Source organism: Ligilactobacillus ubinensis (genome assembly GCF_024160875.1).
GTDB lineage: Bacteria > Bacillota > Bacilli > Lactobacillales > Lactobacillaceae > Ligilactobacillus > Ligilactobacillus ubinensis.
Genome location: NZ_JAIULA010000008.1, coordinates 40288 through 67077 on the forward strand (window position 1 = coordinate 40288; position 26790 = coordinate 67077).

Annotated in this window: 27 protein-coding genes, 2 tRNA genes and 1 other annotated feature; of the genes, 3 read left to right on the forward strand and 26 right to left on the reverse strand. The window is 33.9% G+C overall.

The genetic code is table 11. The annotated features are described in order from the left end of the window. Positions 1–27: 27 nt before the first annotated feature. The 18 genes from argS to LB941_RS05390 all read right to left on the reverse strand — a co-directional run bounded on the left by argS (position 28) and on the right by LB941_RS05390 (position 18891). On the reverse strand, positions 28–1719 hold the full coding sequence (gene argS / locus LB941_RS05305) for an arginine--tRNA ligase (protein ID WP_341869224.1): 1692 nt from the start codon (positions 1717–1719) through the stop codon (positions 28–30). A 48-nt stretch (positions 1720–1767) separates the two neighbouring features. Further along, positions 1768–1939 (reverse strand) — a binding site (T-box leader). Positions 1940–1943: 4 nt separating this feature from the next. After that, positions 1944–2014 (reverse strand) — tRNA-Gly (locus LB941_RS05310). 55 nt (positions 2015–2069) lie between these two features. Then, complete coding sequence (locus LB941_RS05315) at positions 2070–2279, reverse strand: DUF2187 domain-containing protein (protein ID WP_253360110.1); 210 nt, start codon at positions 2277–2279, stop codon at positions 2070–2072. Between the two features lie 94 nt (positions 2280–2373). Continuing rightward, positions 2374–3255: a LysR family transcriptional regulator gene (locus LB941_RS05320; protein WP_253360112.1), complete on the reverse strand. Its 882-nt coding sequence runs from the start codon at positions 3253–3255 to the stop codon at positions 2374–2376. A 161-nt stretch (positions 3256–3416) separates the two neighbouring features. Then, positions 3417–4682 (reverse strand): phosphoribosylamine--glycine ligase, encoded by a 1266-nt coding sequence (gene purD, locus LB941_RS05325; protein WP_253360113.1) that lies wholly within the window; start codon positions 4680–4682, stop codon positions 3417–3419. A 19-nt stretch (positions 4683–4701) separates the two neighbouring features. Then, a complete protein-coding gene (purH, locus tag LB941_RS05330; protein ID WP_253360114.1) occupies positions 4702–6240 on the reverse strand; it encodes a bifunctional phosphoribosylaminoimidazolecarboxamide formyltransferase/IMP cyclohydrolase in 1539 nt (512 codons plus the stop codon). Between the two features lie 17 nt (positions 6241–6257). Next, entirely contained in the window at positions 6258–6833 is a 576-nt protein-coding gene (purN, locus tag LB941_RS05335; RefSeq protein ID WP_253360115.1) for a phosphoribosylglycinamide formyltransferase, read from the reverse strand. Between the two features lie 16 nt (positions 6834–6849). After that, a complete protein-coding gene (purM, locus tag LB941_RS05340; protein ID WP_253360116.1) occupies positions 6850–7887 on the reverse strand; it encodes a phosphoribosylformylglycinamidine cyclo-ligase in 1038 nt (345 codons plus the stop codon). A 4-nt stretch (positions 7888–7891) separates the two neighbouring features. Further along, complete coding sequence (purF, locus tag LB941_RS05345; RefSeq protein WP_253360117.1) at positions 7892–9343, reverse strand: amidophosphoribosyltransferase; 1452 nt, start codon at positions 9341–9343, stop codon at positions 7892–7894. Next, entirely contained in the window at positions 9319–11544 is a 2226-nt protein-coding gene (purL, locus tag LB941_RS05350; RefSeq protein ID WP_253360118.1) for a phosphoribosylformylglycinamidine synthase subunit PurL, read from the reverse strand. The genes purF and purL overlap by 25 nt, the downstream gene beginning before the upstream one ends. Continuing rightward, positions 11544–12224 carry a phosphoribosylformylglycinamidine synthase subunit PurQ gene (purQ, locus tag LB941_RS05355; protein ID WP_253360119.1) on the reverse strand — a complete coding sequence of 227 codons (681 nt, stop codon included), beginning with the start codon at positions 12222–12224 and terminating at the stop codon, positions 11544–11546. The genes purL and purQ overlap by 1 nt, the downstream gene beginning before the upstream one ends. Further along, entirely contained in the window at positions 12224–12472 is a 249-nt protein-coding gene (gene purS, locus LB941_RS05360; RefSeq protein ID WP_253360121.1) for a phosphoribosylformylglycinamidine synthase subunit PurS, read from the reverse strand. Before purS ends, purQ begins: the two co-directional genes overlap by 1 nt. Positions 12473–12474: 2 nt before the next feature. After that, positions 12475–13197, reverse strand: coding sequence for a phosphoribosylaminoimidazolesuccinocarboxamide synthase (gene purC, locus LB941_RS05365; protein ID WP_253360123.1), 723 nt, complete (start codon positions 13195–13197; stop codon positions 12475–12477). A gap of 393 nt (positions 13198–13590) precedes the next feature. Continuing rightward, complete coding sequence (gene purB / locus LB941_RS05370; RefSeq protein ID WP_253360125.1) at positions 13591–14886, reverse strand: adenylosuccinate lyase; 1296 nt, start codon at positions 14884–14886, stop codon at positions 13591–13593. 18 nt (positions 14887–14904) lie between these two features. Then, positions 14905–16026: a 5-(carboxyamino)imidazole ribonucleotide synthase gene (gene purK, locus LB941_RS05375; RefSeq protein ID WP_253360127.1), complete on the reverse strand. Its 1122-nt coding sequence runs from the start codon at positions 16024–16026 to the stop codon at positions 14905–14907. Further along, positions 16019–16483, reverse strand: a complete 465-nt coding sequence (purE, locus tag LB941_RS05380) for a 5-(carboxyamino)imidazole ribonucleotide mutase (RefSeq protein WP_425270497.1) — start codon at positions 16481–16483, stop codon at positions 16019–16021. Before purE ends, purK begins: the two co-directional genes overlap by 8 nt. 210 nt (positions 16484–16693) lie before the next feature. After that, complete coding sequence (locus LB941_RS05385; RefSeq protein WP_253360131.1) at positions 16694–17503, reverse strand: LicD family protein; 810 nt, start codon at positions 17501–17503, stop codon at positions 16694–16696. 167 nt (positions 17504–17670) lie between these two features. Beyond that, a complete protein-coding gene (locus LB941_RS05390; RefSeq protein WP_253360133.1) occupies positions 17671–18891 on the reverse strand; it encodes an acetate kinase in 1221 nt (406 codons plus the stop codon). Positions 18892–19141: 250 nt separating this feature from the next. Between LB941_RS05390 and LB941_RS05395 the strand changes: the two genes are divergently transcribed. Beyond that, positions 19142–19702 carry a nucleotidyltransferase family protein gene (locus LB941_RS05395; protein WP_253360135.1) on the forward strand — a complete coding sequence of 187 codons (561 nt, stop codon included), beginning with the start codon at positions 19142–19144 and terminating at the stop codon, positions 19700–19702. A gap of 93 nt (positions 19703–19795) precedes the next feature. Here the strand turns inward: LB941_RS05395 and LB941_RS05400 are convergent, their stop codons facing one another. From LB941_RS05400 to LB941_RS05425, 6 genes are all read right to left on the reverse strand, one after another. Continuing rightward, positions 19796–21238 carry an APC family permease gene (locus LB941_RS05400; protein WP_253360137.1) on the reverse strand — a complete coding sequence of 481 codons (1443 nt, stop codon included), beginning with the start codon at positions 21236–21238 and terminating at the stop codon, positions 19796–19798. Between the two features lie 322 nt (positions 21239–21560). Further along, positions 21561–22142, reverse strand: coding sequence for an LOG family protein (locus tag LB941_RS05405; protein ID WP_253360139.1), 582 nt, complete (start codon positions 22140–22142; stop codon positions 21561–21563). 36 nt (positions 22143–22178) lie between these two features. After that, on the reverse strand, positions 22179–22637 hold the full coding sequence (locus tag LB941_RS05410; protein ID WP_253360141.1) for a hypothetical protein: 459 nt from the start codon (positions 22635–22637) through the stop codon (positions 22179–22181). A 60-nt stretch (positions 22638–22697) separates the two neighbouring features. Continuing rightward, a complete protein-coding gene (locus LB941_RS05415; RefSeq protein WP_253360143.1) occupies positions 22698–23039 on the reverse strand; it encodes a hypothetical protein in 342 nt (113 codons plus the stop codon). Positions 23040–23173: 134 nt separating this feature from the next. Continuing rightward, entirely contained in the window at positions 23174–23623 is a 450-nt protein-coding gene (locus LB941_RS05420) for a universal stress protein (RefSeq protein WP_253360145.1), read from the reverse strand. Positions 23624–23700: 77 nt separating this feature from the next. Further along, positions 23701–24000, reverse strand: a complete 300-nt coding sequence (locus LB941_RS05425; RefSeq protein WP_253360148.1) for a hypothetical protein — start codon at positions 23998–24000, stop codon at positions 23701–23703. Between the two features lie 166 nt (positions 24001–24166). Here LB941_RS05425 and LB941_RS05430 point away from each other — a divergent pair, with 166 nt between their 5' ends. Together LB941_RS05430 and LB941_RS05435 are read left to right on the forward strand one after the other, a co-directional pair. Further along, complete coding sequence (locus LB941_RS05430) at positions 24167–24451, forward strand: hypothetical protein (RefSeq protein ID WP_253360150.1); 285 nt, start codon at positions 24167–24169, stop codon at positions 24449–24451. Between the two features lie 61 nt (positions 24452–24512). Then, positions 24513–24597, forward strand: a tRNA-Leu gene (locus LB941_RS05435). A gap of 121 nt (positions 24598–24718) precedes the next feature. On the opposite strand, the gene LB941_RS05440 is transcribed toward LB941_RS05435, so the two are convergent. Beyond that, positions 24719–24910 (reverse strand): hypothetical protein, encoded by a 192-nt coding sequence (locus LB941_RS05440; RefSeq protein WP_253360152.1) that lies wholly within the window; start codon positions 24908–24910, stop codon positions 24719–24721. A gap of 513 nt (positions 24911–25423) precedes the next feature. Further along, positions 25424–26767: a type I glutamate--ammonia ligase gene (gene glnA, locus LB941_RS05445; RefSeq protein WP_253360153.1), complete on the reverse strand. Its 1344-nt coding sequence runs from the start codon at positions 26765–26767 to the stop codon at positions 25424–25426. Between the last annotated feature and the right edge of the window lie 23 nt (positions 26768–26790).

Sequence of the window (26790 nt, forward strand, 5' to 3'; positions counted from 1 at the left end):
GTGCTTTCTACTTATACTAAACTATTCTTACATTTCATCAGGTGCAGCTACACCTAATAGACGTAATGCTTCTTTTAATACAACTGCTACACTAGCAACCAAGGCAATTCGAGCTGCTTTTTGCTTATCAGCTTTCAAAATCTTTGAGTGTGCATAATATTTATTAAAAGCCTTGGCTAAATGAATTGCATATTTTGCAATTACTGATGGTTCATATTCAACAACTGCACGCTCAATTGTATTAGGAAAGTCACCTAATAAACGTAGCGTTTCCCATGCTTGATTATCATCTAATTCATAACTTGCTGTGCCAAGTTCACTAACGCCTGCCTTTCTTAAAATACTCATTGCACGCGCATGCGCATATTGAACGTAAGGCCCTGTTTCACCTTCAAATCGTACAACTTCTTCTAAATCAAAATCAAAATTATTTAGTCGCTCATTTTTTAAGTCATGAAATACCACTGCACCAACTCCGACATCATGAGCTACTTGCTTTTTATTTGCTAAACTTGGATTCTTCTCATCTATTTGTTTGCTTGCTAAACTAATAGCATCATTCAAAACATCTTGTAATAAGATTACACGGCCGGCACGAGTCGACAGTTTTTTCCCACCAGAAGTAATTAAACCAAATGGAATATGATGAATATCGTCTGACCAATCGTAACCCATTTCTTTTAAAACAGCCTTTAATTGTTTAAAGTGGTTCGTTTGTTCATTTCCCACAACATACAACGATTGAGTAAAATTGTATGTTCTCTTACGGTATAACGCAGCTGCTAAATCTCTTGTAATGTATAAAGTTGCACCATCTGAGCGCTTAATTAGAGCAGGATTTAAATCATATTTGGAAAGATCAACGATCTGAGCGCCATTACTTTCTTTTAATAGATTTTTTTGTTCTAACAATTCAACAATCTCATCCATTTTATCGTTATAAAAGGCTTCTCCATTATAAGAATCAAATTTAATTCCTAATTCATCATAGATTTGTATAAACTCTTTTAAAGATTCAGAGCGAAACCATTTCCATAGTTGTGTTGCTTCTTTGTCGCCGTCTTCTAAACGTTTAAACCATTCCCTAGCATCATCATCTAGTTCTGGTTTATCAACATCTTCTTCATGAAAACGCACATAATATTTAAGTAAGGTTGCAATAGGGTCCTTTTTAACCTCTTCTTCACTCCCCCACATTTTGTACGCACACATTAATTTACCAAATTGTGTTCCCCAATCACCCAAATGATTTATTTTAACGGGAACATAATTTGTTTTAGCTAATAAATTAGCAATTGCATTACCAATAACGGTCGAACGTAAATGTCCCATTGACATTGGTTTAGCAATATTTGGCGAAGACATATCTATAGGGACATTATTACTTTTACCTAAGTCTTGTGAACCAAAATTGTCCTGTTCATTTAAAACTTCATTTAAAATATTGTTACTGTAATCTTTTTTATCTAAAAAGAAATTGATGTAAGGACCTACTGCCTCGACTTTTTCGAATCCTTTTTTATCAATCTTCTCCACTAATTCAGTAGCGATTATTTGAGGTGCTTTGTGCAAATATTTTGCTAAAGCAAAAGCTGGAAATGCATAATCACCTAAATTTAACGCTTTTGGTACCTCAATTTTGTAAAAAATATCTTTTTCATTTAAACTTCCATCCACGGCTACGCTAATTGCTGTAGCTACTTTTTGCTTATAATCTATCATTTTTTCCTCCTAAAATAAAAAATCTCTTACATTATTACCCATAATGTAAGAGACGAGATTTTCCCGCGGTACCACTCTACTTGATTAGTAAATCCACTTTAAGTATTAATTTTAAAATCTAAGAAGCGCGCTTCAATCAGTCTTTCTATCTGGCTCACATCATCCCAGACTCGCTACAAGTTTAACTAATTTACTCTTCTTCTATCATAGATTGTTTATTAAGCGGGTGACGAGAATCGAACTCGCGACATCAGCTTGGGAAGCTGGAATTTTACCACTAAACTACACCCGCATCAACAAGAAACAGTATAGCAGAATATCCTGTTCTTGTCACGTTTTTTTAGCTTCTATGCAGGCATTTTTTTCATACAATCGAATCGTACAACTGCTCGATTATGAAAATCAGTTACAGCTATACTGTCTTCTTCATTATGCTCTAAAATCGTTACAACTGCTGAGTTTTCATATTTTTTTTCAACAGATCCAACAAAATCATGCTTTAATGACCCAAATTTTTGACACTTTACTTTGTCACCAATTTCAATTTTTGTTTCCATTTTGTCACCTCTAATTCATTAATTCTCATGCATATTACCAAATTCTACTTTAACTTGCAAGCGAAACAATTCAATTAATTATTTTTTATTAGAATTACTTAATATATCTTCTATTTATATAATCCTTTACTGTTTTTATGAAAGCTTGTGTAGACGGTGTTTGCTGTGTTTGTGCATGCGAAACTAAACAAATAGTACGATAAAATTTTTCTGAAAATGGAAAGCTGCTAACATTACCACTTAACTTTTGTAATGCTAACTCCGGTAAAATGCCTAAGCCTAAGCCACTTTCAACCATTGCAATAATAGAGGCATCATCTATACTGTACTGGATAGAATTCACTGAAACATTATATGTATCAAGAGCCTGTTTAGTATCACGATCATAGTCAATTTGTTGTAAAATAAATTCTTCATTAATTACATCTTGCTTAGTTATTGTTTTACCATTTTGAGGTTTAAATCCAGTAGGTGCAATACAAAAAATTTGGTCTTGATGTAATGGCAACACCTCTAGATTTTCTTTTATTGGCAAAGCACTAAAGCCTAAATCAAGACTTCCTAGTCTAACTTGTTCAACAACCTCGTTAAATGGTCCTTGACGCACAGAAATTTCAATTTCTGGAAAGTCTTTTTTAAAAGTATTTATGATGTCGGGTAACCAGTTAATACAAACACTGCTAAATGCCCCAATGCGAATTCGACCATGATTTAACCCATTTATTCTTCCTGCTTCTTCTACTAACTTTGCTTCTGTATTTAATATTTCTTGTACTATCGGCAAAATCTTTTGACCATCAGACGTTAATTTAACACCGTTACGATTACGTAAAAATAATGAAAAGCCTAATTCCTTTTCAAGACCTGTAATTGAATGGCTGATTGCAGAAGGAGTGACATTTAATTCACGTGCAGCAGCTACCAAGGTCTTTCGCTTTGCAACTTCGCTAAAAACATGATATGCAAAATTCGTCATTTTTTTGACCTCTTTATTACTTTATTGTTGCCTTAGTGTAGCACATTACTAATGGTTAATAAAGAGAAAATAATCAGATATTATTACAAAAAAAAGAAACAAAAGCGTATTGTCTTTTGCTTCAAAAATTAAGTAGTTTATTTCTAAAACACTAACTAATTTTAATATGTTTTTTGTGTCGCGCGATAGCCTATATCTTTACGATAGAAGCATTGTTCCAATTTAGTTTCACTTAAATATTTATAAACCTCAGACTGTGCTTTTTCTAATGTCGCTGCACTAGCAATAACCGTTAATAAACGGCCTCCGTTTCCATAAAGGTTTTCAACTGTTCCTTTTACATTGGCATAATCAATTGTTATTATTTCATTTTTAGAAAAAATTGGTATTTTCTGATTATTTATCGGTTGGCTAGGATATCCTTGCGCTGCAATTACAACACCTAAACATGCTTGTTTCGTTTCAGTAACAATTGGCAGTTTATAATTATTGACAACTGCATCAATTAATTCAGCAAAATCATTTTTAACACGCAATAAAACAACTTGCGTCTCAGGATCACCTAAACGAACATTATACTCAATAACTTTAGGCCCTTGTTTTGTTAAAATCATTCCTATATAGATTATTCCTCGATAAGCTAACTTTGCTTCTTTTAAACCTGTAATTGTTGGCTTAACAACTTCGGCTAACATTCTTTTATAATCTGCATTACTTAATTGTGGTATAGGGCTATATGCACCCATTCCGCCTGTATTAGGCCCTTTATCAGCATCATAGGCCCGTTTGTGATCTTGAGCCATTGGCAAGATACGGTAATCATCTTTTCCTACTACAACAAATAAAGAATATTCTTCGCCATCCAAAAATTCTTCGATTACAATTTGTTTTTGCCCTTTTTTAAACATCAAACTAATTTGTTCAGCTGCTTTCTTTTTCGTATCTGAAATAACAACACCTTTTCCAGAAGCTAATCCATCAGCCTTAATAACAATAGGTGCATCAAAGTTTTTCAACCCTTCTATCGCATCTCTTGAATTTTTAAAAGTGGCAAATCTTGCAGTTGGAATATCATATGTATCCATAAAACGCATTGCATAATCCTTTGAACCTTCTAATTGAGCAGCCTTAGCGTTGGGACCAAATATTTTTAAACCATCTGCTTCAAATGAATCTACTATTCCTGCAACTAAAGCATCTTCTGGGCCAACAAAAGTCCAATCTATTTGTTCTTCATAAACAAAGCCCTTTAAAGCATCAAAATCCAATTCATTAATAGCAATTGTTTTTATCCCATCTGCTTCCATACCAATATTACCTGGAGCACAAAAAACACTAGCAACATGCGAACTTTTTAGCAATGCTTTGGCTATCGCATGCTCACGTCCGCCTGAACCAACTATCAGTAGCTTCATATCATCTTTCATGATGTATCACCTTTCTTAGTTAGTGTCTAAAATGACGTATTCCTGTAGTCACCATTGCAATACCATACTTATTAGCCATATCAATTGAATCTTGATCGCGAATAGAACCACCAGGTTGTACAATCGCTTTTATACCATGTGTCGCAGCATATTCGACACAATCATCCATAGGGAAAAAGGCATCACTTGCTAATACTGCACGCTCGTCTATATCTTGACTAGCGTGTTTTATAGCAATTTTAGTTGAATCTATTCGATTAGGTTGACCTGCTCCAATGCCTAGGGTCCTTTCGTCATTAGCGACAACAATTGCATTAGATTTAGTATGTTTAACTGCTTTCCAAGCAAACATTAATGTCTCTAGTTGTTTTTTTGTTGGTCTTGTTTCAGTAACTGTCTTCCAATCACTTGTTTGTTCTGATAAAATATCTTGTTCTTGAACCAAAACACCTCCCATAACAGAAACTATTTCATGTTTTTTATTTTCATTTTTCTTACTAAAATCAAGTTCTAACAAGCGTAGGTTTTTCTTTTTTGCTAAAATTTTGTAAGCCTCATCTTCATATGCTGGTGCAATAATTATTTCCAGAAATAGTTGATGCATTTTTTCAGCAGTAGCTACATCAACTGTTCGATTTAATACAATAACCCCACCAAATATTGATATCGAATCTGCTTTATAAGCTCTATCCCAAGCTTTTTCTATACACTCAGCTTGACCTATCCCACATGGATTCATATGCTTTAATGCTACTACAGTTGGTTCATTAAATTCACGTGCAATCCTTATTGCTGCATCTGCATCTTTAATATTATTATATGATAGTTTTTTACCATGTAATTGTGTAGCTTGTGAAATAGAATAATGTTGGGGCAGCGCATCTTCATAAAACCATGCTTTTTGATGACTATTTTCGCCATAGCGCATTTCGTCTTTTAAATCATAAGTTAAGGTCAACTTTTCTGGTGCTTTTAACCCTACTTGTTCAGTTAAATAATCAGCAATCAATGCATCATATGCAGCTGTATGTCTAAATGCCTTAGCAGCTAATTTAGCTCTTGTTTCAAGTTTTGTATGCCCTTGAGCTGTAATTTCGGTTTCTACCTGGCTATAATCATTTGCATCAACTACAATTGTGACATCATGATAATTTTTTGCAGCAGAGCGTACCATACTAGGACCACCAATATCAATATTTTCAATTGCATCTGCTAAACTAACATCTGTCTTTTCAATTGTTTGCTTAAAGGGATACAGATTAACACACACTAAATCAATTGGAGTGATTTTAAGCTCTTTCATTGTTGCAACATGCTCTGGCAAATCACGTCGTCCTAATAATCCACCATGTACATATGGATTAAGTGTTTTAACTCTACCATCCAAAATTTCTGGAAAACCTGTTACACTTTCAATTGAAATAGTTGGTATTCGCGCATCATCTAGAACTTTTTTAGTTCCTCCAGTTGAAACAATTTCATAATCATGTTCAGTTAAAAATCTAGCAAATGGTACTAACTCATTTTTGTCGGAAACACTTAGTAATGCTCGTTTCATAGGTATCGTATTCTCCTTTACTTATCGCATCTGTTCTGTAAGATCTTTTTCAATGTAGCTGGATATAGCCTATGCTCGCAATCATGAACTCTTTTTTCGAGAGTTTCAACTGTATCATCCGGTAAAATTGCTACATGCTCCTGAGCAATTATCGGTCCAGAGTCAACACCTGAATCAATATAGTGAACCGTTACACCCGTTTGCTTTTTATGATCAGCAAAAGCCCGTTCAATCGAATGTAGTCCTGGATACTCAGGTAAATATGCTGGATGCAGATTAACAATACAGCCTTCATATTTTGCTAAAATTGGTTGTCCTATAACTCTCATATAGCCAGCTAATATAATAAAATCAATTTGATTTTCTATTAATATGTGAGCAATTTTTTCTTCATAAAGTCGTTTTTCACCACAACTTTTAACGGTAAATGTTTCTACTGGTATGTTAAACTTTTTAGCTCGTTGAATTACATATGCATCTGGATGATCACAAAAGAGTAGCTTCAATTCTCCTGCAAGCTCGCGTTTTTGAAACTGTTTAGCTAAAACTTCAAAATTTGTCCCATTCCCTGATGCAAAAATAGCAATTTTCATTTTATCTATGCCTCATTTATTTAATCGTGATTTTACTTTCATTCTCCGGACGTTTTTTCAGTTGACCGATTCGATAAAATCTTTCTTTAGCTTCTGTTAGCAATTTAGTTACTTCAGCATAATCCTCTGGCGCTACAGCCATTACTAATCCAATTCCCATATTAAATGTTTCATAGCAATCTGCCTGACTTAAATCACCTAAATTTTTCAAATATTTAAAAATGGGCAACACTTCCCATGAATTTATCTCAATTTGTGCTTGTAAGCTATCATTAAACATTCGTGGCAAATTTTCAATCAATCCTCCACCCGTAATATGGCTTATTCCATGTAACAATCTCTTTCTAATCAGCGGTAATACACTTGCAACATAAATGCGCGTGGGAGTTAAAACCACTTCTCCTACTGTTTTTCCATCAAATATATCTGGACAATCATTCAAATTTATCTGATGCATCTTAAATAAAATTTGACGGACTAATGAAAAGCCATTGGAATGTAATCCACTTGAAGGCAATGCAATTAAAACATCATTTTCTTGTGGCATATCTCGGGTTAATAAATTTTCTTTTTCAGCAACTCCAGTAGCAAAGCCAGCAACATCATATTCATCTTTAGTATACATATCAGGCATTTCTGCAGTTTCTCCCCCAATTAATGCACAATTAGCTTGCTTACAACCATGTGCAACACCAGAGACAATTTCAGCCATTTTAGCAGGTTCATTATGACCTGTTGCTATATAATCTAAGAAATACAATGGTTCAGCTCCCTGAGCTAAAATATCATTAACACACATGGCAACACAATCAATTCCAATAGTTTCATGCTTATTTAGCATTTGTGCAAGTATCAACTTTGTGCCTACACCATCAGTTCCAGAAACAAGGACAGGGTTACTAATTTTTAATGCACTTAAGTCAAACATCCCGCCAAAACTTCCTAAAGTTCCTAAAACACCTAAGCGTGCTGTTGCCTCAACATCCTTTTTTATTTTATTTACTAATTCATAGCCAGCATTCACATCTACACCAGCATCTTGGTAACGGCTCATAAAATTACCCCTCCTGTATCTGCGTTTGCTTTAAAGATTTTAAATAACCTTCTTCATAGTCATAAAGTGGTGTTGGATATTTCCCGTCAAAATAAGCCACTGTTAGTCCACCATTTGGTGCATTCCCAGCATCTGGTACAGAAATAGCCGTGATTAAGCTTGGAATACTTAAAAAGCCAAGCGTATCTGCACCAATAATCTTACACATATCAGCTACACTGTGATTAGCTGCCATTAATTCTGCCCGCGTTGACATATCAATGCCATAAAAACACGGGAATTTTAGTGGGGGTGATGCGATACGCATATGAACTTCTTTTGCACCTGCATCACGTAGCAGTTGGACTAATTGTTTAGAAGTGGTCCCTCGAACAATTGAATCATCTACTACGACAACACTTTTTCCTTCTACAACACCTCGAACAGCTGACAATTTCATTTTAACTCCACGTTCACGCAATTCTTGTGTTGGTTGAATGAAAGTTCTTGCAATATACTGATTCTTAATCAATCCCATTTCATAGGGTAATCCAGCTTCTTCTGCGTACCCTGACGCAGCTGACAATGATGAATTGGGAACTCCGATAACCATGTCTGCTGTTGGTGCAGGCTGTTCTTTTGCTAAAAGTCTCCCCATTTTTTTTCTAGCATTGTGCACTGTTACACCATGAATAATAGAGTCTGGGCGAGCAAAGTAGATGTATTCCATCGAACAAATAGCCAATTTAGTATCAGTTGTATAATGATCGATACGCAACCCGTTTTTATCAATAATCACTAATTCTCCAGGAAAAACATCTCGCACAAACTTTGCACCAACAACATCCAAAGCGCATGTCTCACTAACTACAACATAAGCTCCGTTATCAAATTGACCAATACTCATAGGTCTAAAGCCATTTGGATCTAAAGCCGCAACTAGACAATCTTTTCGTAATAATAAGAAAGCAAATCCACCTTTTACTTCATTCAAACTTGCTTTTAAAGCATCAATAAATCCTAAATTCTTTTTTTGCCGTATCAAATGAATTAGAATTTCTGTATCTGAAGTTGATTGAAAAACAGCTCCCTTATCTTCGAGTTCACATTTTAATGTCTGTGCATTAGTCAAATTTCCATTGTGTGCTAAAGCAATATCACCATCATGAAAACGAAATAAAAATGGTTGTACATTTGCAATTGAATTATTTCCACTTGTACCGTAGCGAACATGACCTATTGCTGCTGTTCCTGTAAGTCTATTTAAATCATTTTCGTCTGCAAAAACTTCTGCTAATAGACCTCGGTTACGATACTGATATAGTTTTTCACCATCACTTGAAACAATTCCTGCGCCTTCTTGCCCCCGATGTTGCAAACTGTGTAATCCGAAGTATGTTAATTTGCTAGCTTCTGGAACACCAAATACTCCGAAAATACCGCATTCTTCATTTAATCCTTTGATTTCATAAGACAAGGAATTGCCTCCTCCCATAATTGTTGCATTTCTTCAACTGCAACTTCTATTTCATTATCTGAAAGTTTCATCTTTAGCTGAGGTGTTTTTGTAACTTGACCAATTTCTTTAATATTACCTTCCATCACTTTTTCAAAACTTTCTTTTTTGTCTGGTGATACTGTTACAACAAATCGTCCTGGCGTTTCACTAAACAATTCTGCACTATTTAAAGCCATTTTCACACTTAAACCCAAATCTGTTTTAAATGTTGTTTCTGCTAATGCAACTGCTAAGCCACCTTCGCTTAAATCATGACAACTAGCAACATAGCCTTGTTGCATTGCAGACAATAGTTTTTGCATATTGTTACTTATTTCAATTAAATCAACATCATTTAAACTGCCAGAAATATTACCAGTCAGCATCTTTTGCAGCTCTGAACCAGAATAATCAGCCTTTGTTTCACCAATTAGGTATATAATATCACCCTCTGCTTGTACAAATGATGGGATAGTATATGCTACATTTTTAATTAGGCCTACCATCCCAACCATTGGTGTTGGAAAAATGGCTTTACCATTATTTTCGTTATATAAGGAAACATTTCCAGAAATAACTGGTGTATTAAATACATTACATGCTGCTGTCATTCCTTTAACTGATTGATACAGTTCCCAATAAACTTCAGGATCATTAGGATCTCCATAATTCAAACAGTCTGTCATTGCTAAAGGTAAACCGCCACTAGAGATAATATTGGCACAAGCTTCAATTACAGCAATTTTCCCACCAATTTCGGGATTAAGATAAACAAAACGCCCATTTCCATCAGTAGTCATTGCTAATGCCTTTTTGGTTCCTCTGACCCTGATAACACCTGCATCACTGCCAGGACCAACTACTGTACTTGTCCTAACTTGCGAATCATAGGTTTGTGTAAATGATTCCTTTGACGCAATCGTTGCTTGCTGTAAAATTCTGTTTAAAACTTCTGTTGGATTATCTATTTGTGGTTTCCAATTGCTACTATTTTCGGCATCAATAATATGTTGTGGAATTTTTTGCTCACTTGGTTCTTCTAAGACATCGTCTGTTAAACTGGATACTGGAATATCTGTCACTATCTTGCCCTGATGTTTCAATAGGTATCTATGACCTTCTGTAACACGACCTATTACAACTGCTTCAAGATCATAGTCCTTAAAAATAGCTTTAACATCTTCTTCATGTCCTTTTCGAACACATAGCAGCATTCTTTCTTGTGACTCACTTAACATAATCTCATACGCTGACATGTTTGATTCACGCTGCGGAACATAATCAAGCGTTAATTCCATTCCACTTTTTGCTTTAGAAGCCATCTCACAACTTGATGAAACAATTCCAGCTGCACCCATATCCTGAATACCAACCAACCATTCAGCATGTGCACTCGTTAATTCTAAACATGCTTCCATCAATAACTTTTCCATAAATGGATCACCAACTTGCACAGCTGACCGTTGTGTTTCACGATCATCAGCAAAGTCTGCAGATGCAAAGGTTGCTCCGTGAATACCATCACGGCCTGTTTTGGCACCAACATACATAACGGCATTACCAACGCCTACTGCTCGTCCTTTTTGCATGTCTTTTTGATCCATCAAGCCTACACTCATTGCATTAACAAGTGGATTGCCAGTATAACATTCATCAAATGTAGTTTCTCCAGCAACAGTTGGAATACCCATGCAATTCCCATAACCACCAATGCCTGCAACCACTTCATTAATTAAATATTTAGTTCTTGCTTGATTAATTTCACCAAAATGCAAAGAATCTAAAGAAGCGATTGGTCGTGCACCCATACTAAAAATATCGCGTAAGATTCCACCTACACCAGTTGCAGCACCCTCATACGGTTCAACAGCTGATGGATGATTATGACTTTCTGCCTTAAAAACAACTGCTTGGTTATCACCTATATCAACAATTCCAGCACCTTCTCCTGGTCCTTGCAAAACTCGCTCATTTTTGTTTGGAAATAGTCGTAAAGCTGGTTTTGATTTTTTATACGAGCAATGCTCACTCCACATAACCGAGAACAAACCTGTTTCAGTATAATTTGGTAATCTTCCTAGAAGTTTTTCGCTTATATATTCATATTCTTTTTGCGTTAATCCCCAATCTAAATAAGGCTTTTGCTCTTTTATTTCTTGAGGTGTCATTTCTGTGCTCATTATCGCATTTCCCCCGTTACTTGACTTCCTAGCAGAATTGATTTAAACAACCTTAGCCCATCTTCATTTCCCAACAATGCTTCTACGGCACGCTCGGGGTGTGGCATCATTCCAAGAACATTTCCACGTTCATTTGTGATACCTGCTATATTGTGTAAGCTACCATTAGGATTTTCTTTCGCATATCTAAAAGCAATTTGATTATTTTCTTCTAGTTCATTCAAAACTTCTTCATCAGCATAATAACTACCATCAGCATGTGCAATTGGTAAATTTATAATTTCGTGATCTTGGTATTTTGCTGTAAACATTGTTTTGTTATTCACTTCCAAAGCTACTGTTTTGCAAACAAACTTAAGACTATTATTTTGCTTCAATGCTCCTGGTAACAAACCTGCTTCAGTTAGAATTTGAAACCCATTACATGTTCCAAAAACCGGTTTACCCGCATTGGCAAACTCAATAATTGCTGGCATAATATTTGCAAATCGAGCAATTGCACCGCAACGTAAATAATCACCATATGAAAAGCCACCTGGAATCATAACTGCATCAAATCCTGCAAGTGTTTTTTCCTTATGTGAAACATACTGTACATCAGCATGACAAACTGTATGTAACGCCTCATAAAGATCAATATCACAATTTGAGCCTGGAAATACAATAACTGCAAACTTCATTAAGCTTCCTCCATCACTTCATAGCGATAAGTTTCTAAATTAAAATTAACAAGTAATTGTTCTGAAATTTCTTTAACAGATTCTTCAACTTTTTTAACAGTTTGGTCAATTTCAACATCAAAAAATTTTCCAACTTTAACATTTTTTACTTCCTTATGCCCTAAAGCATGTACTGCCTCAGTAATTGTTTCACCTTGTGGATCAAAAACTGATTGCTTATATGTGACGAAAATTCTTACATTGACCATGACTATTGAACCTCCTTAGCTAATTCATTCCTTAATCTTCGTAACACTTCTTCATATACCGAAGTTATGTCACCTAATTCACGCCGATACACATCCTTATCCATATGTTTTTTTGTAGTTAAATCCCATAATCGACAATTATCTGGTGAAAATTCATCTGCTAACACAATTGTTCCATCCGTTAAACAACCAAATTCCAATTTAAAATCAACTAATTGCATTCCTGCTTTTTCAAATAATTTGGTTAACAAAACATTGACTTTACGCGAAATTTGCCAAATGCTTTGTAATTCTGTCTCTGTAGCAATTTCTAATGCCAATGCTTGTGATTCATTCATAAAAGGATCATCTAACTCATCGCTTTTGTAATAAGTCTCTTCAACTGGCTTTTTAAAAGCAAGTCCTTCTTCAACACCAAACCGGGTTGCAAAGTGTCCTGCTGCAATATTTCTTGTTACAAATTCCAAAGGAAAAATCTTAACTTTTTTGACCAACTCTTCTGTACTAGAAATCTTTTTTATAAAATGTGTTGGAATTGCATTTTTGGCTAAATATTCAAAAATCAAAGTGGAAATCTCATTATTGACATGTCCTTTACCCTCAATCTGATCCTTTTTTTTACCATTCAGTGCTGTAGCTTGATCCATGTATACAACCCGTAATATATTTTCATCATCAGTACTCCACATTTGTTTGGCTTTACCCGTATAAATCAGCTTTTCCATGTCTTTTTTAGATCTCCTTTACTTAAATGCGAATTTATTGCTAAATACGAATATAATTATTCGCTTTTTCACTACTTAGATTAACAATAAAAAGTTCTATCGTCAACACTAAATAACGAACATTATAATTTATTTTTAGCTTAAAGAAGTATTTTTTTATTATTCTAGTTATATATAGGAGTTAATAAGTTATATATTTAATATAAATACGAACTTAAAAGCAAAAAAAGAGTCTGAAATAAAAATTCCAGACTCTTTGTATATGCGAATATTAAAAGTTTAAAAGGAGCTTAATTATGCTTGTTCTCATACTTCAGATAATTCACAGCCAAATTCTCCGTTTACAACGTTATGGTCTCTAACTAAGTACTATTTATCCCACTTTACTGACTTTTAATCTAATCCAACACGTTTAAATATGTCATCTACATGTTTTAAATGCCAATGATAATCAAATGCATCATCTAAATCTTGCTTAGACAATCTATCTGTAATTCTTGCATCTGCCTCTAAAAGTGGTCTAAATGCCTTTTGTTCATCCCAAGATTGCGCCGTTTTTGGTTGAATCAAATCATAGGCGTCTTCACGACTCATTCCGGTATCAATTAATTTTAGTAAAACACGGCCACTATAGATTAAACCAAAAGTTCTGTCCATATTACGTTTCATATTCTCAGGAAAAACAGTTAAGTTCTTAACAATATTTCCAAAACGATGCAGCATATAATCAATTAACATGGTCGTATCAGGTAGAATTATTCTTTCTGCTGATGAATGGGAAATATCCCTTTCATGCCACAAAGAAACATCCTCATAAGCTGTCAACATATGACCTCTAATTACACGGGCTAAACCACATATATTCTCAGAACCAATTGGATTACGTTTGTGCGGCATAGCGGAAGAACCCTTTTGACCTTTAGCAAAATGTTCTTCTACCTCTCGAGTTTCTGATTTTTGTAAACCTCTAATTTCAGTTGCAAATTCTTCTAAACTAGTAGCAATAAGTGCTAGTGCAGCTATATATTCTGCATGTAAATCACGAGGTAAAACCTGACTCGTAACTTCTTGAGCACGAATACCTAATTTTTCGCAAACATATTTTTCAATATAAGGATCTATATTAGCAAATGTTCCAACCGCTCCACTAATTTTTCCTGCTTCAATTCCTGCTGCCGCATGCTCAAAGCGCTCAATATCGCGTTTGATTTCTGAATACCAACGTGTTAATTTTAAGCCAAATGTTGTTGGCTCAGCATGCACACCATGCGTTCTTCCCATACAAACCGTATCCTTATACTTTTTAGCTTTTTGGGCAACAATCTCTTTAAATTCTTCTAAATCTTGACGCAATAGTTCATTAACTTGCTTAATCTGATAGCCATACGCTGTATCCACTACATCTGTGCTTGTTAAACCATAATGAACCCATTTTTTTTCAGCGCCTAAAGACTCAGAAACGGTTCGCGTAAATGCAATAACATCATGCTTAGTTACTGCTTCAATTTCTTCAATCCGTTTTACATCAAATTTTGCATTTTTACGTAACTTTTCTACATCTTCAACTGGAATATGACCTAATTTAGACCAAGCTTCATCAGCTGCTAATTCAACTTCTAACCAGCATTCATACTTTTTCTCATCTGTCCATAACTTTGCCATCTCTGGCCGTGTATATCTTGAAATCATTATTATGCTCCTTTAAGGTTATTCCCATATCTTTGTTTTTTTAATTTCAGCTAGTGTTTCATTTAAATCATCAGTTAAAATTGTAATATGCCCCATTTTACGGTCAACTCGACTCTCAGCTTTACCATAATCATGAAAGTGCCATGTAGGCTTTTGCTTTATTAATTTTCTCGTTTTAAGCACATGTTGGCCTAAAACATTGACCATCACAACTGGTTTTAATAAATTAACCTTAGGTAAAGGCCAACCACAAATTGCACGGTTATGAATTGCAAACTGAGAAAAATCACATGCCTCAATTGAGTAATGTCCTGAATTATGTGGTCTTGGCGCTAATTCATTAACATAAAGTTTGCCATCATTTCCTACAAAAAACTCAACGCCTAATATTCCACATAAATTTAAATTTTCAGCGATTTTTTCTGCCATTTGTTGAGCTTCTGCTTGTATTTTATCATCTATTCTTGCTGGAATAATGCTCTCATGTAAAATTTGGTTATAGTGGATATTTTCACTAACCGGAAACACCGTAATCTCGCCTTGCAAATTACGCCCAACCATGACTGAACATTCTTTTTCAAATGAAACCCAGCCTTCTAATATACATTTTCCTTGCACTATCAATTCTGTAGCCTGTTTTAAATCAACTGCTGTTTTTAAAACCAATTGCGCTTTGCCATCATAGCCACCTTCACATGTCTTTAAAACACAAGGATAACCGATCTGAACTATAGCATTTTGCAAAGATTCCATATCACTGATTGCAGCAAATGGTGCTACTCGTAAATCATTCTTCTCTAAAAAGTTTTTCTCACGTAGTCTATTTTTAGTGATCCGCAATAATTCCGTTCCTTGAGGGACTGATACTTTATGCTTAACGTCTTCTAATGCGTTTAAATCCACATTTTCAAACTCATATGTCAATACATCTGCATTATCAGCAAGTTTTTCAATTGCCGTAATATCATCATACGGAGCAACTATTTGCTCATCGCATACTTGAGCAGTTGGACAAGTTATATCAGGATCTAAAACAATTACTTTCATACCATTTTGTTTAGCATCAAAAGCCAACATTTGTCCCAATTGACCACCGCCAATAATTCCAATTGTCTTTCCTTGTTCGATATAGTTAGACAAGTTGGTCACCACTTTCTACTGCCATATCATGCATTTTATTCCGATACCTACTAATTTTTTCTTGAATTTTTATATCACTTATTCCCAAAATTTGGATTGCCAGTAATGCTGCATTTTTTGCACCCGCAACACCAATTGCAGTAGTTGCAACAGGAATTCCTGCCGGCATTTGGACAATGGACAATAGTGAATCCATTCCATTTAAAGCATGTGTTTGTACAGGAACGCCAATAACAGGCAAAACTGTATTAGCTGCAATCATTCCTGGTAAGTGTGCTGCGCCACCAGCACCAGCAATGATTACTTTTTTTCCTTCTTTACTTGCATTTTGGGCAAAAGCAAACATTTCATTTGGCATACGATGTGCAGAAATAACTTGTTTATCATATAAAATTCCGAACTGTTCTAGAATAGCAGCTGCTTCTTTCATAGTACTCCAGTCAGAAGAACTGCCCATGACGATACTAATTTCATTGCTCACGAATATCCCTCCCAATTGCTTTTAGCATAACAAACAGGTTGGTGATTGTCAAAGAAAAATCGAACTATTATGCAAGTTAAACAATATTTGTACGTATATTGCTCAAAAATAGGTACTTTGTATTAAATAGAAAAGATAATTATAAATTCTTTGTCTGTATAGTTACACCAATTCTGTGACCATCAATTATCGTTCATTGTTAATAATCTCTATCTCCATTAAATGCTTATTTATTCTTCTTTCTACTGGTGGTAGTTTCATGTAATCACCATACATAGTTGTTAAAATTTGATCATATGCACAAGGAACATTTAACATTAGATTTTCGAAAGGAACTTCTTTTAATTTATCTAAATTTTCACGTTCAATTACTTCTTTATCATAACTATATTGTGATGCTAAATTCTTACATTCAGGCAAAAACGTATCTAATTCATATTGACACATTGCTTCTTCACGCTTTACTTTTAAACTATCTATTTCTTCCATATTTTGGGCAATTTTTTCTTTAATATAATCTCTGCCAGGTAATGGAAAAGGCGAATAATTTAACTTCAATAATAGTTGATCATTGTATCTTTTATACTGTAACATTTGTAAGTTACGACTTAGTTTACTAATTGGAATTGCATCAAAAGGAAATATATCAATAAAAAGACCACTTCGTGCATCATTATAATTGAACTTTTCTTGAATAGTATAGTCACAATTAAGTAATTTCGCATAACTCAATCCATAATGTTCGTCACTCCATGGTGTTTGTAAAAAATATGCTGAATCCTTTAATTCTTGCGGTAAAATGCGCAACATTTTATCATAATCACCACGTAGCATGCCTACATCAACATCATCATCCCATGGTATAAATCCCTTGTGTCTAACAGCACCTAACAACGAACCACCTATTAGAAAATATTTTAACTTGTTTTTATCACATATCTGCTTAAATTTGGCTAATAGTTTTAATTCAACTATATGTATTTCTTCAATTTTCACTGGAACACTCCATTAAGTTTATTCTGATTATTAATTCACATAAATCATCATATCTCACATTTTAATAGATGTACAATTTTCTATGATAATACTACAAAAAAATATCTACACCCAAAACTGATTGTCGTCGTTTCCAAGTATAGATATCTATCCAATTCTATTTATAATTAATTTGCACTTACGTAATTAACACTCTTTTTTAAAGTTTGAACATCACGCGCAATAACTAATTCTTCATCTGTCATAATCCGCATAACTTTAACTTTAGAATCTGCAGTTGAAACAAATATATTTTTCCCAAACGTTGCATTATTAGCAACATCTTCTTCAATACCAAGATACTTTAAGCGTTTCATAACCAGCGAACGAATTGGTTGTGAATTTTCACCAATTCCCGCTGTAAACACGATTCCATCTACACCTTGCATTTCAGCAATATATTGACCAATGTATTTAACAACATTTTTTACAAAAATATCAACTGCAAGTTGTGCTCTATGATTTGTTGGCGCTGCTTCCAAAATATCTCGCATGTCCGAAGAAACTCCTGAAATACCCAAAAGACCTGCTTTATGATTTAATATATCAACCATTTTTTCCATATCCGGAACTTCATTCTTATTCTTATCTATTACATAACTCAACAACGAAGGATCAACATCACCAGATCGTGTAGCCATTGTAATTCCAGCTAGTGGTGTGAATCCCATTGATGTATCAAATGATTTTCCATCTTTAATTGCAGTTATTGAAGCACCCGCACCTAAATGGCACGTTATTAGCTTTAGGTCTTCAAGTGGCCGTTTCATCATTTTAGCAGCCTCTTGTGCCACATATTGATGGCTGGTTCCATGTGCGCCATAACGTCGAACATCTAATTTTTGATACCATTCATACGGCAAACTATAAATATAATTTTCTTCTGGCATGGTTTGATGATAAGCGGTATCAAAAACCGCTACAGAAATTGCCTGTGGTAATTGCTTTTTAAATGCTTTAATTCCAATTAAGTGGGCTGGATTATGCAAAGGCGCTAAAACTGCCAAGTCACCAATCTTCTTTTCCACATCATCATCAATTATTGCTGAATGTTTAAAGTACTCTCCACCCGCAACAACGCGATGACCAACTCCAGTAATTTCATTATAATCACCAATAATATTAAATCGTAGTAACAAATTTAATAAAATATCTACTGCTACTTTGTGATCCGCAATTGAAGTCACATCTGTATACTTTTCACCGTTTCCATACTTAATTGTCACATTAGCAGTCTTTAGTCCTATTCTTTCGATTAGACCTGAAGCCAGCACTTTTTCTTCTGGCATATTAAATAATTTAAATTTTAAACTTGAACTACCTGAGTTAATTGCAAGAATTTTTTCCAATGAGTATCCCTCCAAATAAAGCGTATTCATTTTATTTTATATAAATAAAGCGCTATCATTAATATATATACTATACCAAAATAAAGTCATGTTTGCACTATTAAAATCGAAATTTTTTGATTTATTTATAATTTCAATAAGTAATACACATTAATTTATATAATTATCATTTTTTAAAACTAAACTGTAGCTTTTAATGGGTATTTAGTTTTACAATAGAAAGATAGCAAATTGGAGGAATAATTTAAACATGCAATATGAACAAGAACTAACTGATATTTTATTACAGAATGCAGAACTACAAGAAATTTTTGGCATCCTACATGAAATGCATTTACCAAATGCCTTTGTCTGTGCCGGTGCTATTCGCACACTTATTTGGAATCATCAAACTAAGCATACAACATCACTGGTGCTAGGAAATATCGACGTATATTATCAAAGCCGAACAGAAACTGCTGAAAATCATCAAATTTTAAGTACCTTGCTTAATCAAAAATATTCAAAATATCTATGGGAATTAAACAACATTTCCTTGTTCATCCCACACAAAGGAATTCAGCCAACTGGCGAAACTATTGAGCAAGTTTTAACGCAATTTCCCGAAACATGTAGCGCAATTGGGGTTAATATTGATGTTCAAGGAAATTTAACTATTCTTGCTCCTTTTGGTCTACAAGACCTTTTTGAAATGCGTGTTAATCCAACACCTCACTACGCTTCTAAAAATGAATCCCAAATTGCTTTTATGCATAGAATAAATCGAAAAAATTGGCAACAAAAGTGGCCTGAGCTTGAATTAAAATATTAAGTAATTTGCCTATCACATCCTTGATCTAACCCATTAAAAAATACCATGATTAAGTATTTAGCATTTACTCTAGTACTTATCATGGTATTTTAATTAAATATTCTTATTCTTTTTAGCTAATGTAGAATGTGAGATTCCATATACAAAATAAACAATTACTCCGAGAATAAACCAATATCCCGCATATTCCTTAGCTTCGATGTCCAATCCCATAAAGACTGCAAGTGCGCCTAAAAATGCTATTGTTGGTAATACTGGATAAAACGGCATCTTAAATCCTGGTTCTTGTAAATCTTTACCTTCACGTGGACGTACAGCATAGATGCCAAGTGAAACAAACATAAATGCAATTAATGTACCAGCTGAAACCAGTTGCGATAACGTTTCAAATGGGAACACAGCACCTAAAACAATTGTAACAACAGTTAAAAGAAGCAAGGCATTGTTGGGTAATTTATTCTTGTTTAATTTCCCTAACCATTTTGGTAACATTCCATCACGACCGAATGAATAAAGTAAACGAGAGCCTGCCAACATCATCCCAATTAAAGCAGTAAACATACCCAGAACCGCTATGGATGAAACAGCTGTTGCTACAACTGGATGTCCTGCCTGACGCAAAGCCCAGCCTACAGGTTCAGCATTATTAGCGTAATTAGTATACTTATACATTCCCACAAGCACTAATGATACAGAAACAAATAACACAACTGCTATTAATAATGAACCCAAAATACCACGTGGCATTGTTTTTGATGGGTTTTTAGCTTCAGCAGCATTAGCAGCTATTGAATCAAAACCTATGTATGAAAGAAAGATTGAAGATACCCCTGCGTAAATTCCTTGCCAACCACCAAAAGAAGTTCCATCAGAATTCAGTCGATGTGCAGGAATAAATGGCGTATAATTTGCAAATTTAATGGCTGTTGCACCAACAATTATAAATAAAATAATAGCTAAAACCTTTAGAATAACTAAAACATTTTGCACACGGGCAGCTTCCGTGATTCCTCGTGAAATTAAAATAGCAACTAATAATAAAACTACAACTGCGATTAAATCAACTACACCACCACTTGTTCCAAACGGATTAGATAACGCAGCTGGCAATTTAAGTCCCAGTGGTTCAATTAAGCCCCGGAAATTTGCTGAAAGACCTGAGCCAACAAAAGCTACAGCAATAAAATACTCAGCTAATAAAGCCCAACCAGCAACCCATCCAAAGAATTCTCCGAAAACAACGTTAATCCATGAATATGCAGAACCTGCAAATGGCATCGTTGAAGCCATTTCAGCATAAGCAAACGCTACTAATCCTGCAACAACCGCTGCTGCTAAGAAAGATAATGCCACAGCTGGTCCAGCATACTTAGCCGCTACAACACCTGGTAAAGTAAATATGGCTGTACTAACAATTGTTCCCACACCTAAAGCTAAAAAATCTTTTGTTGTTAATGCTTGAACTAAATGTGAGTCCTTTGTTTGATAAACTTTAGGATCTTCTTTAGCCAACATACGTTTTAATAATTTATTCAAAACAGTTAATTCCTCCTAATATGTATTTGGTTCAAAAATAAATTAAATAAATTATAACAACTTAATTAAAGTGAGTCAACGGTTAAAAATAATTTTAATTTCCTAACTTATTATTTGTAAATGCAATCTTCTTATGCCTATAATCCTTTGTATACCACTATTTCCATGATTAATCACATCTAATTTCAATTAGAAGTATTATAATAAACAAATTAGAGAATGTTCGGATTTACAAAAAATTTATTTGCAAAATAAAATAAAGCCATCATAAAGCTAGTTAACTTTACAATGACTTACTTATATCTAAAATAAGATTCATTTATCAATGTTTCATCTTTTTCCATTTATTTACATGCTTGTATTGAAAATGTTTTGCCTTCTTTAATCCAACTTGTATGTCTACACATGTTATCAGCGCATCAACATTCTCCTGCGGCATGAAGCCATGCTCCACACTAACATTCAAGAAATCTATTAACTTACTATAATAATTATCAATGTTAACTAAAACAATGGGTTTCTTTATAATGCCTAACTGTGCCCATGAATAAACCTGGAAAAATTCCTCCATTGTACCTAATCCACCTGGAAATACAACAAAAACATCTGCTAATTCAATAAATTTTTCTTTACGATTAGCCATATTGTCAACATGAATTAATTCAATTTGAGAACTTGGTTCTACAGCATGATTTTCTAGAATACGTGGTACTACTCCAATTACTTTTCCACCTCTAGAAACTACTTCTTGACATGCAAATCCCATTAAACCAAGTCTACCACCACCATATATTAATGTCCCATTAGTTTTAACAATATCTTTCGCTAAACGAATTAATTGTTCTCTAAAATTATTGTCATCACCTGCATTTGAACCACAAAAGACACAAATTCTATTTTCCAAACTATCAGCCCGTTTCTTTACTCAATATATAGCCATTTAATTTTTTTCTTCCAAAAAATAATATAAAAAAATAAGTGGCGCACCTAGTAACAATACTGTATGCTTTAAAAATGAGATACACCAATCTGTTAAAATATCTTTGGTTTTATCTCCACCATTAAACAGTTTTCTATGTTCATCATTATTCACATGTCTTGAACTTGATGGTTTGCTGCGTCTACTTAAATTTTCTTGCTGCTCCTCATCTTCTAAAATATCATCACTCTCATCAATCTGATTTAAACTTCTTCGCCTTCTTTTAAGAGACTTATTCTCTTCAGCTAATTTCTTTTGGCGAAGATTGAAAGGATAAAATGCTAGATAATTACTTAGCAAATAGTAGTCAAAGAGTAATTGCCAATTTTTCAAATTAACTAGACTAACCAATGCAAGTAGTATTACTAACGGTATTATGCCCTTACTTAGAGAAAAACAGTACATTTTAAAATTATTCACTATTAAAACTCACCTAACCATTCTCAATTACCAATTAAAATTATACAAACTCTATTATATCTATTTTTCAGCTATCAAAAATTTAAGTATTTGATAAGTTAATTTATTATTCACAATTGTCGTAACTGTATATAAATCTAGAAAAAAGGCTAATTCAACCACTGTACCTACTATGGCCATATATAAAGCGAACAAAAAAATAAGTTGTCCCAATACAGTCCACTTCTTTTTATTTTTAGTTAATTCATTAACCTTATCGCCTTCAATTTGATTAAGTTCATCTGGAGTCCTAATATTTTCTTTACGCTTAAATTTCATCATCTGCATATTAAGCCTAATATTGTATACTGTGAGAATAATTAGTAATGCATAAATTACAAATTCTATATACTTAGCAAACATCTTTTGGCTCCCCTCGTTAAAATTTTCATTTAATTATAACACTTATTTTCTGTTATACTTGAACAATTCATATACTTTCTAAATTAAAAAGCCGGAAATTTTCCTATTTCCAGCCTTTTATAATAAATATTTATTTAGCGTGCTATCATAACGTCACAAGAAGCAGTTCTAATCACATAGTCACTAATTACCCCAACTAAAACTCTTTCAACGGGATTTAATCCTGTTGGCCCCATAACAATTAAATCTGTTTTGTGATCAGCTGGAAAATCACGTGCAATAACGTTACGTGGAGAACCAAAACGTACATGAATGTCTACATCCTTCAAACCCTTTTTCTCTACTTGTTTTTTTAGTTGTCCAAGATACTTTTCAACATCTTCAAACGTTTGATACACAACATCGCCATTTGCATCTATCATGCCGTTAAAACTGACAGAAAATTGCTTCAGATCAATCACATTTAAAATATCTAAATGAGCATCATTTCTTTTAGCAATTTCTATACCTGTTAAAAGTGCTTTTTCTGAGGTTTTTGAACCATCAACTGGGACAAGAATGACTTTATATCCTTGTTTTAGCATTTTCAATTCCTCCCTTTTATAGGATTTTAACAGCATCAGATGACTACTGTTTCACTATAATTATAGCATTTATTATATTATTTTTCCTCCGTATGTTTAGCAATAAATAATTGACAATTTCCTCTTATAAAAGTTAGTTGTTCTACTAAATTTTTTTTATTTTTAGAAAAAGCTTGAATATCTTTTAGCAAATTAGCATAATCAACAATTTCTGTTGATAAATTAGCTAATTCTGCATCAACAGAACGTAACAAAGTTTTTCTGATTATTTCTGCTCTTTCAGGTTCTTCCAACGTTGTATACGTTATTGCACGTTGTGCTTCATTTCTATATATTCTCGCTCTTTGGACATAGTAATGCAAAAATTCATTTACCATATGCCCATCTCCCTTCATGATTGCGTTTTCATTAATTTGATTTTATATTATTATTCGTTTGAATGCAACAATTCTTCCTTAATATTTAAATAATTACTAATTTTTACTTGTCAGCTATAAATACTTACTTTACAATTAAATTATGCTAATAAATAGGGGGTATACTATGTTTTTAACAACAGGCGGGATTAATCGTACATATGCAATTAAAGGAATAGTAAATGCAACAACTAAGAAAACTCTGTTAGCAGATGAAATCGATAAAGTCGACCAATATGATGACCTTTACGAAATTATAAAGGAACAGTTAACTAAAAAAGCTGTTGCCTTACAAGGAGATGCAATTATAGAGGTTCGCTTTGTTCCAGAAATTGTTCGTGTTGCTGTTGGTCCCAAGTATATGTTACTTCACGGATATGGAACAGTTATAAACTTTATACGTAAACATTAATGCCCTTTTCTTTTCATAAAAATTGTAGTATATTTATTAAGTACTGCTAAATGGGGCTTTTGCCACTGTGGCGGAATTGGCAGACGCGCAACGTTCAGGTCGTTGTTCGGTTTATCCGAGTACAGGTTCGACTCCTGCCAGTGGCATATTTTGCATTTCTATACTAGATTTAGAGTCTTAAAACGTTGATTTTAAGGCTTTTTTATTTGCTTGTTTTGCTATGTTTGACTACGTTAGAAACAATCTGTTGCAATTTTGTTGCAATCTTTATTTGTTAATAATAGACTGTTTTTCTTTTTCGGTTTCTTGAATCGTCAAATTATTAAGATATTTTTCAAACGCATTATCTTGCTTAACTTTAAATTCATCAAGCAAATAAGCGTACGTTCGTGTAGTTGTTGCTAAATCTGAATGTCCTAATCTTTTACTAATAAAATAAATATCTGCACCTTCTGACAATAAATAAGCCACATGTGAGTATCATAGTTCTAACAAATTGTATACTTTTAATACTATCAAATCAGCGTTCTAAAACTTTAAAATTATTATAAATCACTAAAAATAATAATTCCGTTGTCTTTCTGTTGTCTTATAAATAGTTTCTATATCTATAAAAATAACGACTGTTTTATTATAATATTGTCTATTTCATCAAACTTAATTTCTTCGCTATCACAATACTCATAATATACAAATCTTACTTCAGGGTTTTAGAAATTTTGATAACTTTCGTCTTAAAACTTTGCTGGCAATCAAAAATAGTTTTTTGGTTTTGAATTATAAAAAACTAACTATAAAAAAGCTGCCTATTCTGATTTAGAATAGACAGCTAGTTGAAAAGCCTTAAAACTTATATGAATATTATAGTTAAGTGCCTTAGCATTTCTAACTTTTCTAGTTTAACTACTTAACTATCCTCATTGATATCAACTTTAGAAACTCTTTATTTCAATTAAACAGTTACTACCCTGTTTAGTACATTTCTAAATATTGATCGCGTTCCCACTGAGAAACTTCTAAGCGATATGCTTCCCATTCCAAACGTTTACCTTCCATGAAATTCGAATATAAATGTGAGCCCATAGCATCTTTGATAACTTCATCTGTACGCAATGCTTTTAAAGCATTATGTAATGTTGAAGGTAAATCAACAATACCAACAGCTGCACGTTCTTCTTCAGTCATTGAGTAAATATTGCGATCAACTGGTTTAGATGGTTCTAACTTATTCTTCAAACCATCAAGACCTGCAGCTAAAACTGCAGCAATTGCTAAATAAGGATTAGCAGATGGATCAACTGAACGCAATTCCAAACGAGTAGATGCACCACGCGCTATTGGAACACGTACCATTGGTGAACGGTTGCGACCTGACCATGCAACATAAACAGGAGCTTCATACCCAGGAACTAAGCGTTTATATGAGTTTACCGTTGGGTTGGTAAGTGCTGTAAAATTACGAGCATGCTTCAATAATCCAGCCAAGAAGTGGTATGCTGTGTCAGATAATTGTTGCTCTCCATTTTCATCAAAGAATGCACTACCATCTTTAGTAAACAATGACATATTTAAATGCATTCCTGAACCATTAATACGTTCTAGTGGTTTTGGCATAAATGTTGCGTGTAATCCATGCTTACGTGCAACTGTTTTAACAACAAGTTTAAATGTCTGAATGTTATCACAAGCAGTTAATGCATCAGCATACTTAAAATCTACCTCGTGTTGTCCAGGAGCTACTTCATGGTGCGAAGCTTCTACATCAAAACCTAGTTTTTCAAGTTCTAATACAATGTCACGACGACAGTTTTCACCTAAGTCCATTGGTGCTAAATCAAAGTAACTACCTTGATCGTTTAAATGAGTTGTTGGTTTTCCTGTTTCAGGATCTAGCTTGAAAAGGAAAAATTCTGGTTCAGGTCCGATATTAAAGTCTGTAAAACCTAGTTCTTTCATCTCATCTAAAACACGAATTAAGTTGTTACGTGGATCGCCCAAGAATGGTGTTCTATCAGCATTATAAACTTCACAAATAACTCGTGCAATCTTTCCATGTTCATTCCCCCATGGGAAAATCATCCAAGTAGAAAGATCTGGATATAGCCACATATCACTTTCTTCAATACGAACAAAGCCGTCGATAGATGAACCATCAAACATCAACTTGTTATCGAGTAGTTTATCTAATTGACTAATAGGAACTTCAACATTTTTGATTGTACCATACAAATCTGTAAACATTAAACGTAAGAATTTTACATTTTCTTCTTTTGCAACACGTCGGATATCGTCCTTAGTATATGTAGGTTTTGCCATTTAAACTCGCTCCTTGTAATATA

Bases quoted from the DNA above. Each gene is read 5' to 3' on its own strand.
- LB941_RS05315 (WP_253360110.1), bottom strand. From the start codon at position 2,279: ATGGAAACAAAAATTGAAATTGGTGACAAAGTAAAGTGTCAAAAATTT.
- LB941_RS05320 (WP_253360112.1), bottom strand. From the start codon at position 3,255: ATGACGAATTTTGCATATCATGTTTTTAGCGAAGTTGCAAAGCGAAAG.
- purD (WP_253360113.1), bottom strand. From the start codon at position 4,682: ATGAAAGATGATATGAAGCTACTGATAGTTGGTTCAGGCGGACGTGAG.
- purH (WP_253360114.1), bottom strand. From the start codon at position 6,240: ATGAAACGAGCATTACTAAGTGTTTCCGACAAAAATGAGTTAGTACCA.
- purN (WP_253360115.1), bottom strand. From the start codon at position 6,833: ATGAAAATTGCTATTTTTGCATCAGGGAATGGGACAAATTTTGAAGTT.
- purM (WP_253360116.1), bottom strand. From the start codon at position 7,887: ATGAGCCGTTACCAAGATGCTGGTGTAGATGTGAATGCTGGCTATGAA.
- purL (WP_253360118.1), bottom strand. From the start codon at position 11,544: ATGAGCACAGAAATGACACCTCAAGAAATAAAAGAGCAAAAGCCTTAT.
- purQ (WP_253360119.1), bottom strand. From the start codon at position 12,224: ATGAAGTTTGCAGTTATTGTATTTCCAGGCTCAAATTGTGATATTGAT.
- purS (WP_253360121.1), bottom strand. From the start codon at position 12,472: ATGGTCAATGTAAGAATTTTCGTCACATATAAGCAATCAGTTTTTGAT.
- purC (WP_253360123.1), bottom strand. From the start codon at position 13,197: ATGGAAAAGCTGATTTATACGGGTAAAGCCAAACAAATGTGGAGTACT.
- purB (WP_253360125.1), bottom strand. From the start codon at position 14,886: ATGATTTCAAGATATACACGGCCAGAGATGGCAAAGTTATGGACAGAT.
- purE (WP_425270497.1), bottom strand. From the start codon at position 16,483: ATGGGCAGTTCTTCTGACTGGAGTACTATGAAAGAAGCAGCTGCTATT.
- LB941_RS05395 (WP_253360135.1), top strand. From the start codon at position 19,142: ATGCAATATGAACAAGAACTAACTGATATTTTATTACAGAATGCAGAA.
- LB941_RS05415 (WP_253360143.1), bottom strand. From the start codon at position 23,039: ATGTTTGCTAAGTATATAGAATTTGTAATTTATGCATTACTAATTATT.
- LB941_RS05420 (WP_253360145.1), bottom strand. From the start codon at position 23,623: ATGCTAAAACAAGGATATAAAGTCATTCTTGTCCCAGTTGATGGTTCA.
- LB941_RS05425 (WP_253360148.1), bottom strand. From the start codon at position 24,000: ATGGTAAATGAATTTTTGCATTACTATGTCCAAAGAGCGAGAATATAT.
- LB941_RS05430 (WP_253360150.1), top strand. From the start codon at position 24,167: ATGTTTTTAACAACAGGCGGGATTAATCGTACATATGCAATTAAAGGA.
- glnA (WP_253360153.1), bottom strand. From the start codon at position 26,767: ATGGCAAAACCTACATATACTAAGGACGATATCCGACGTGTTGCAAAA.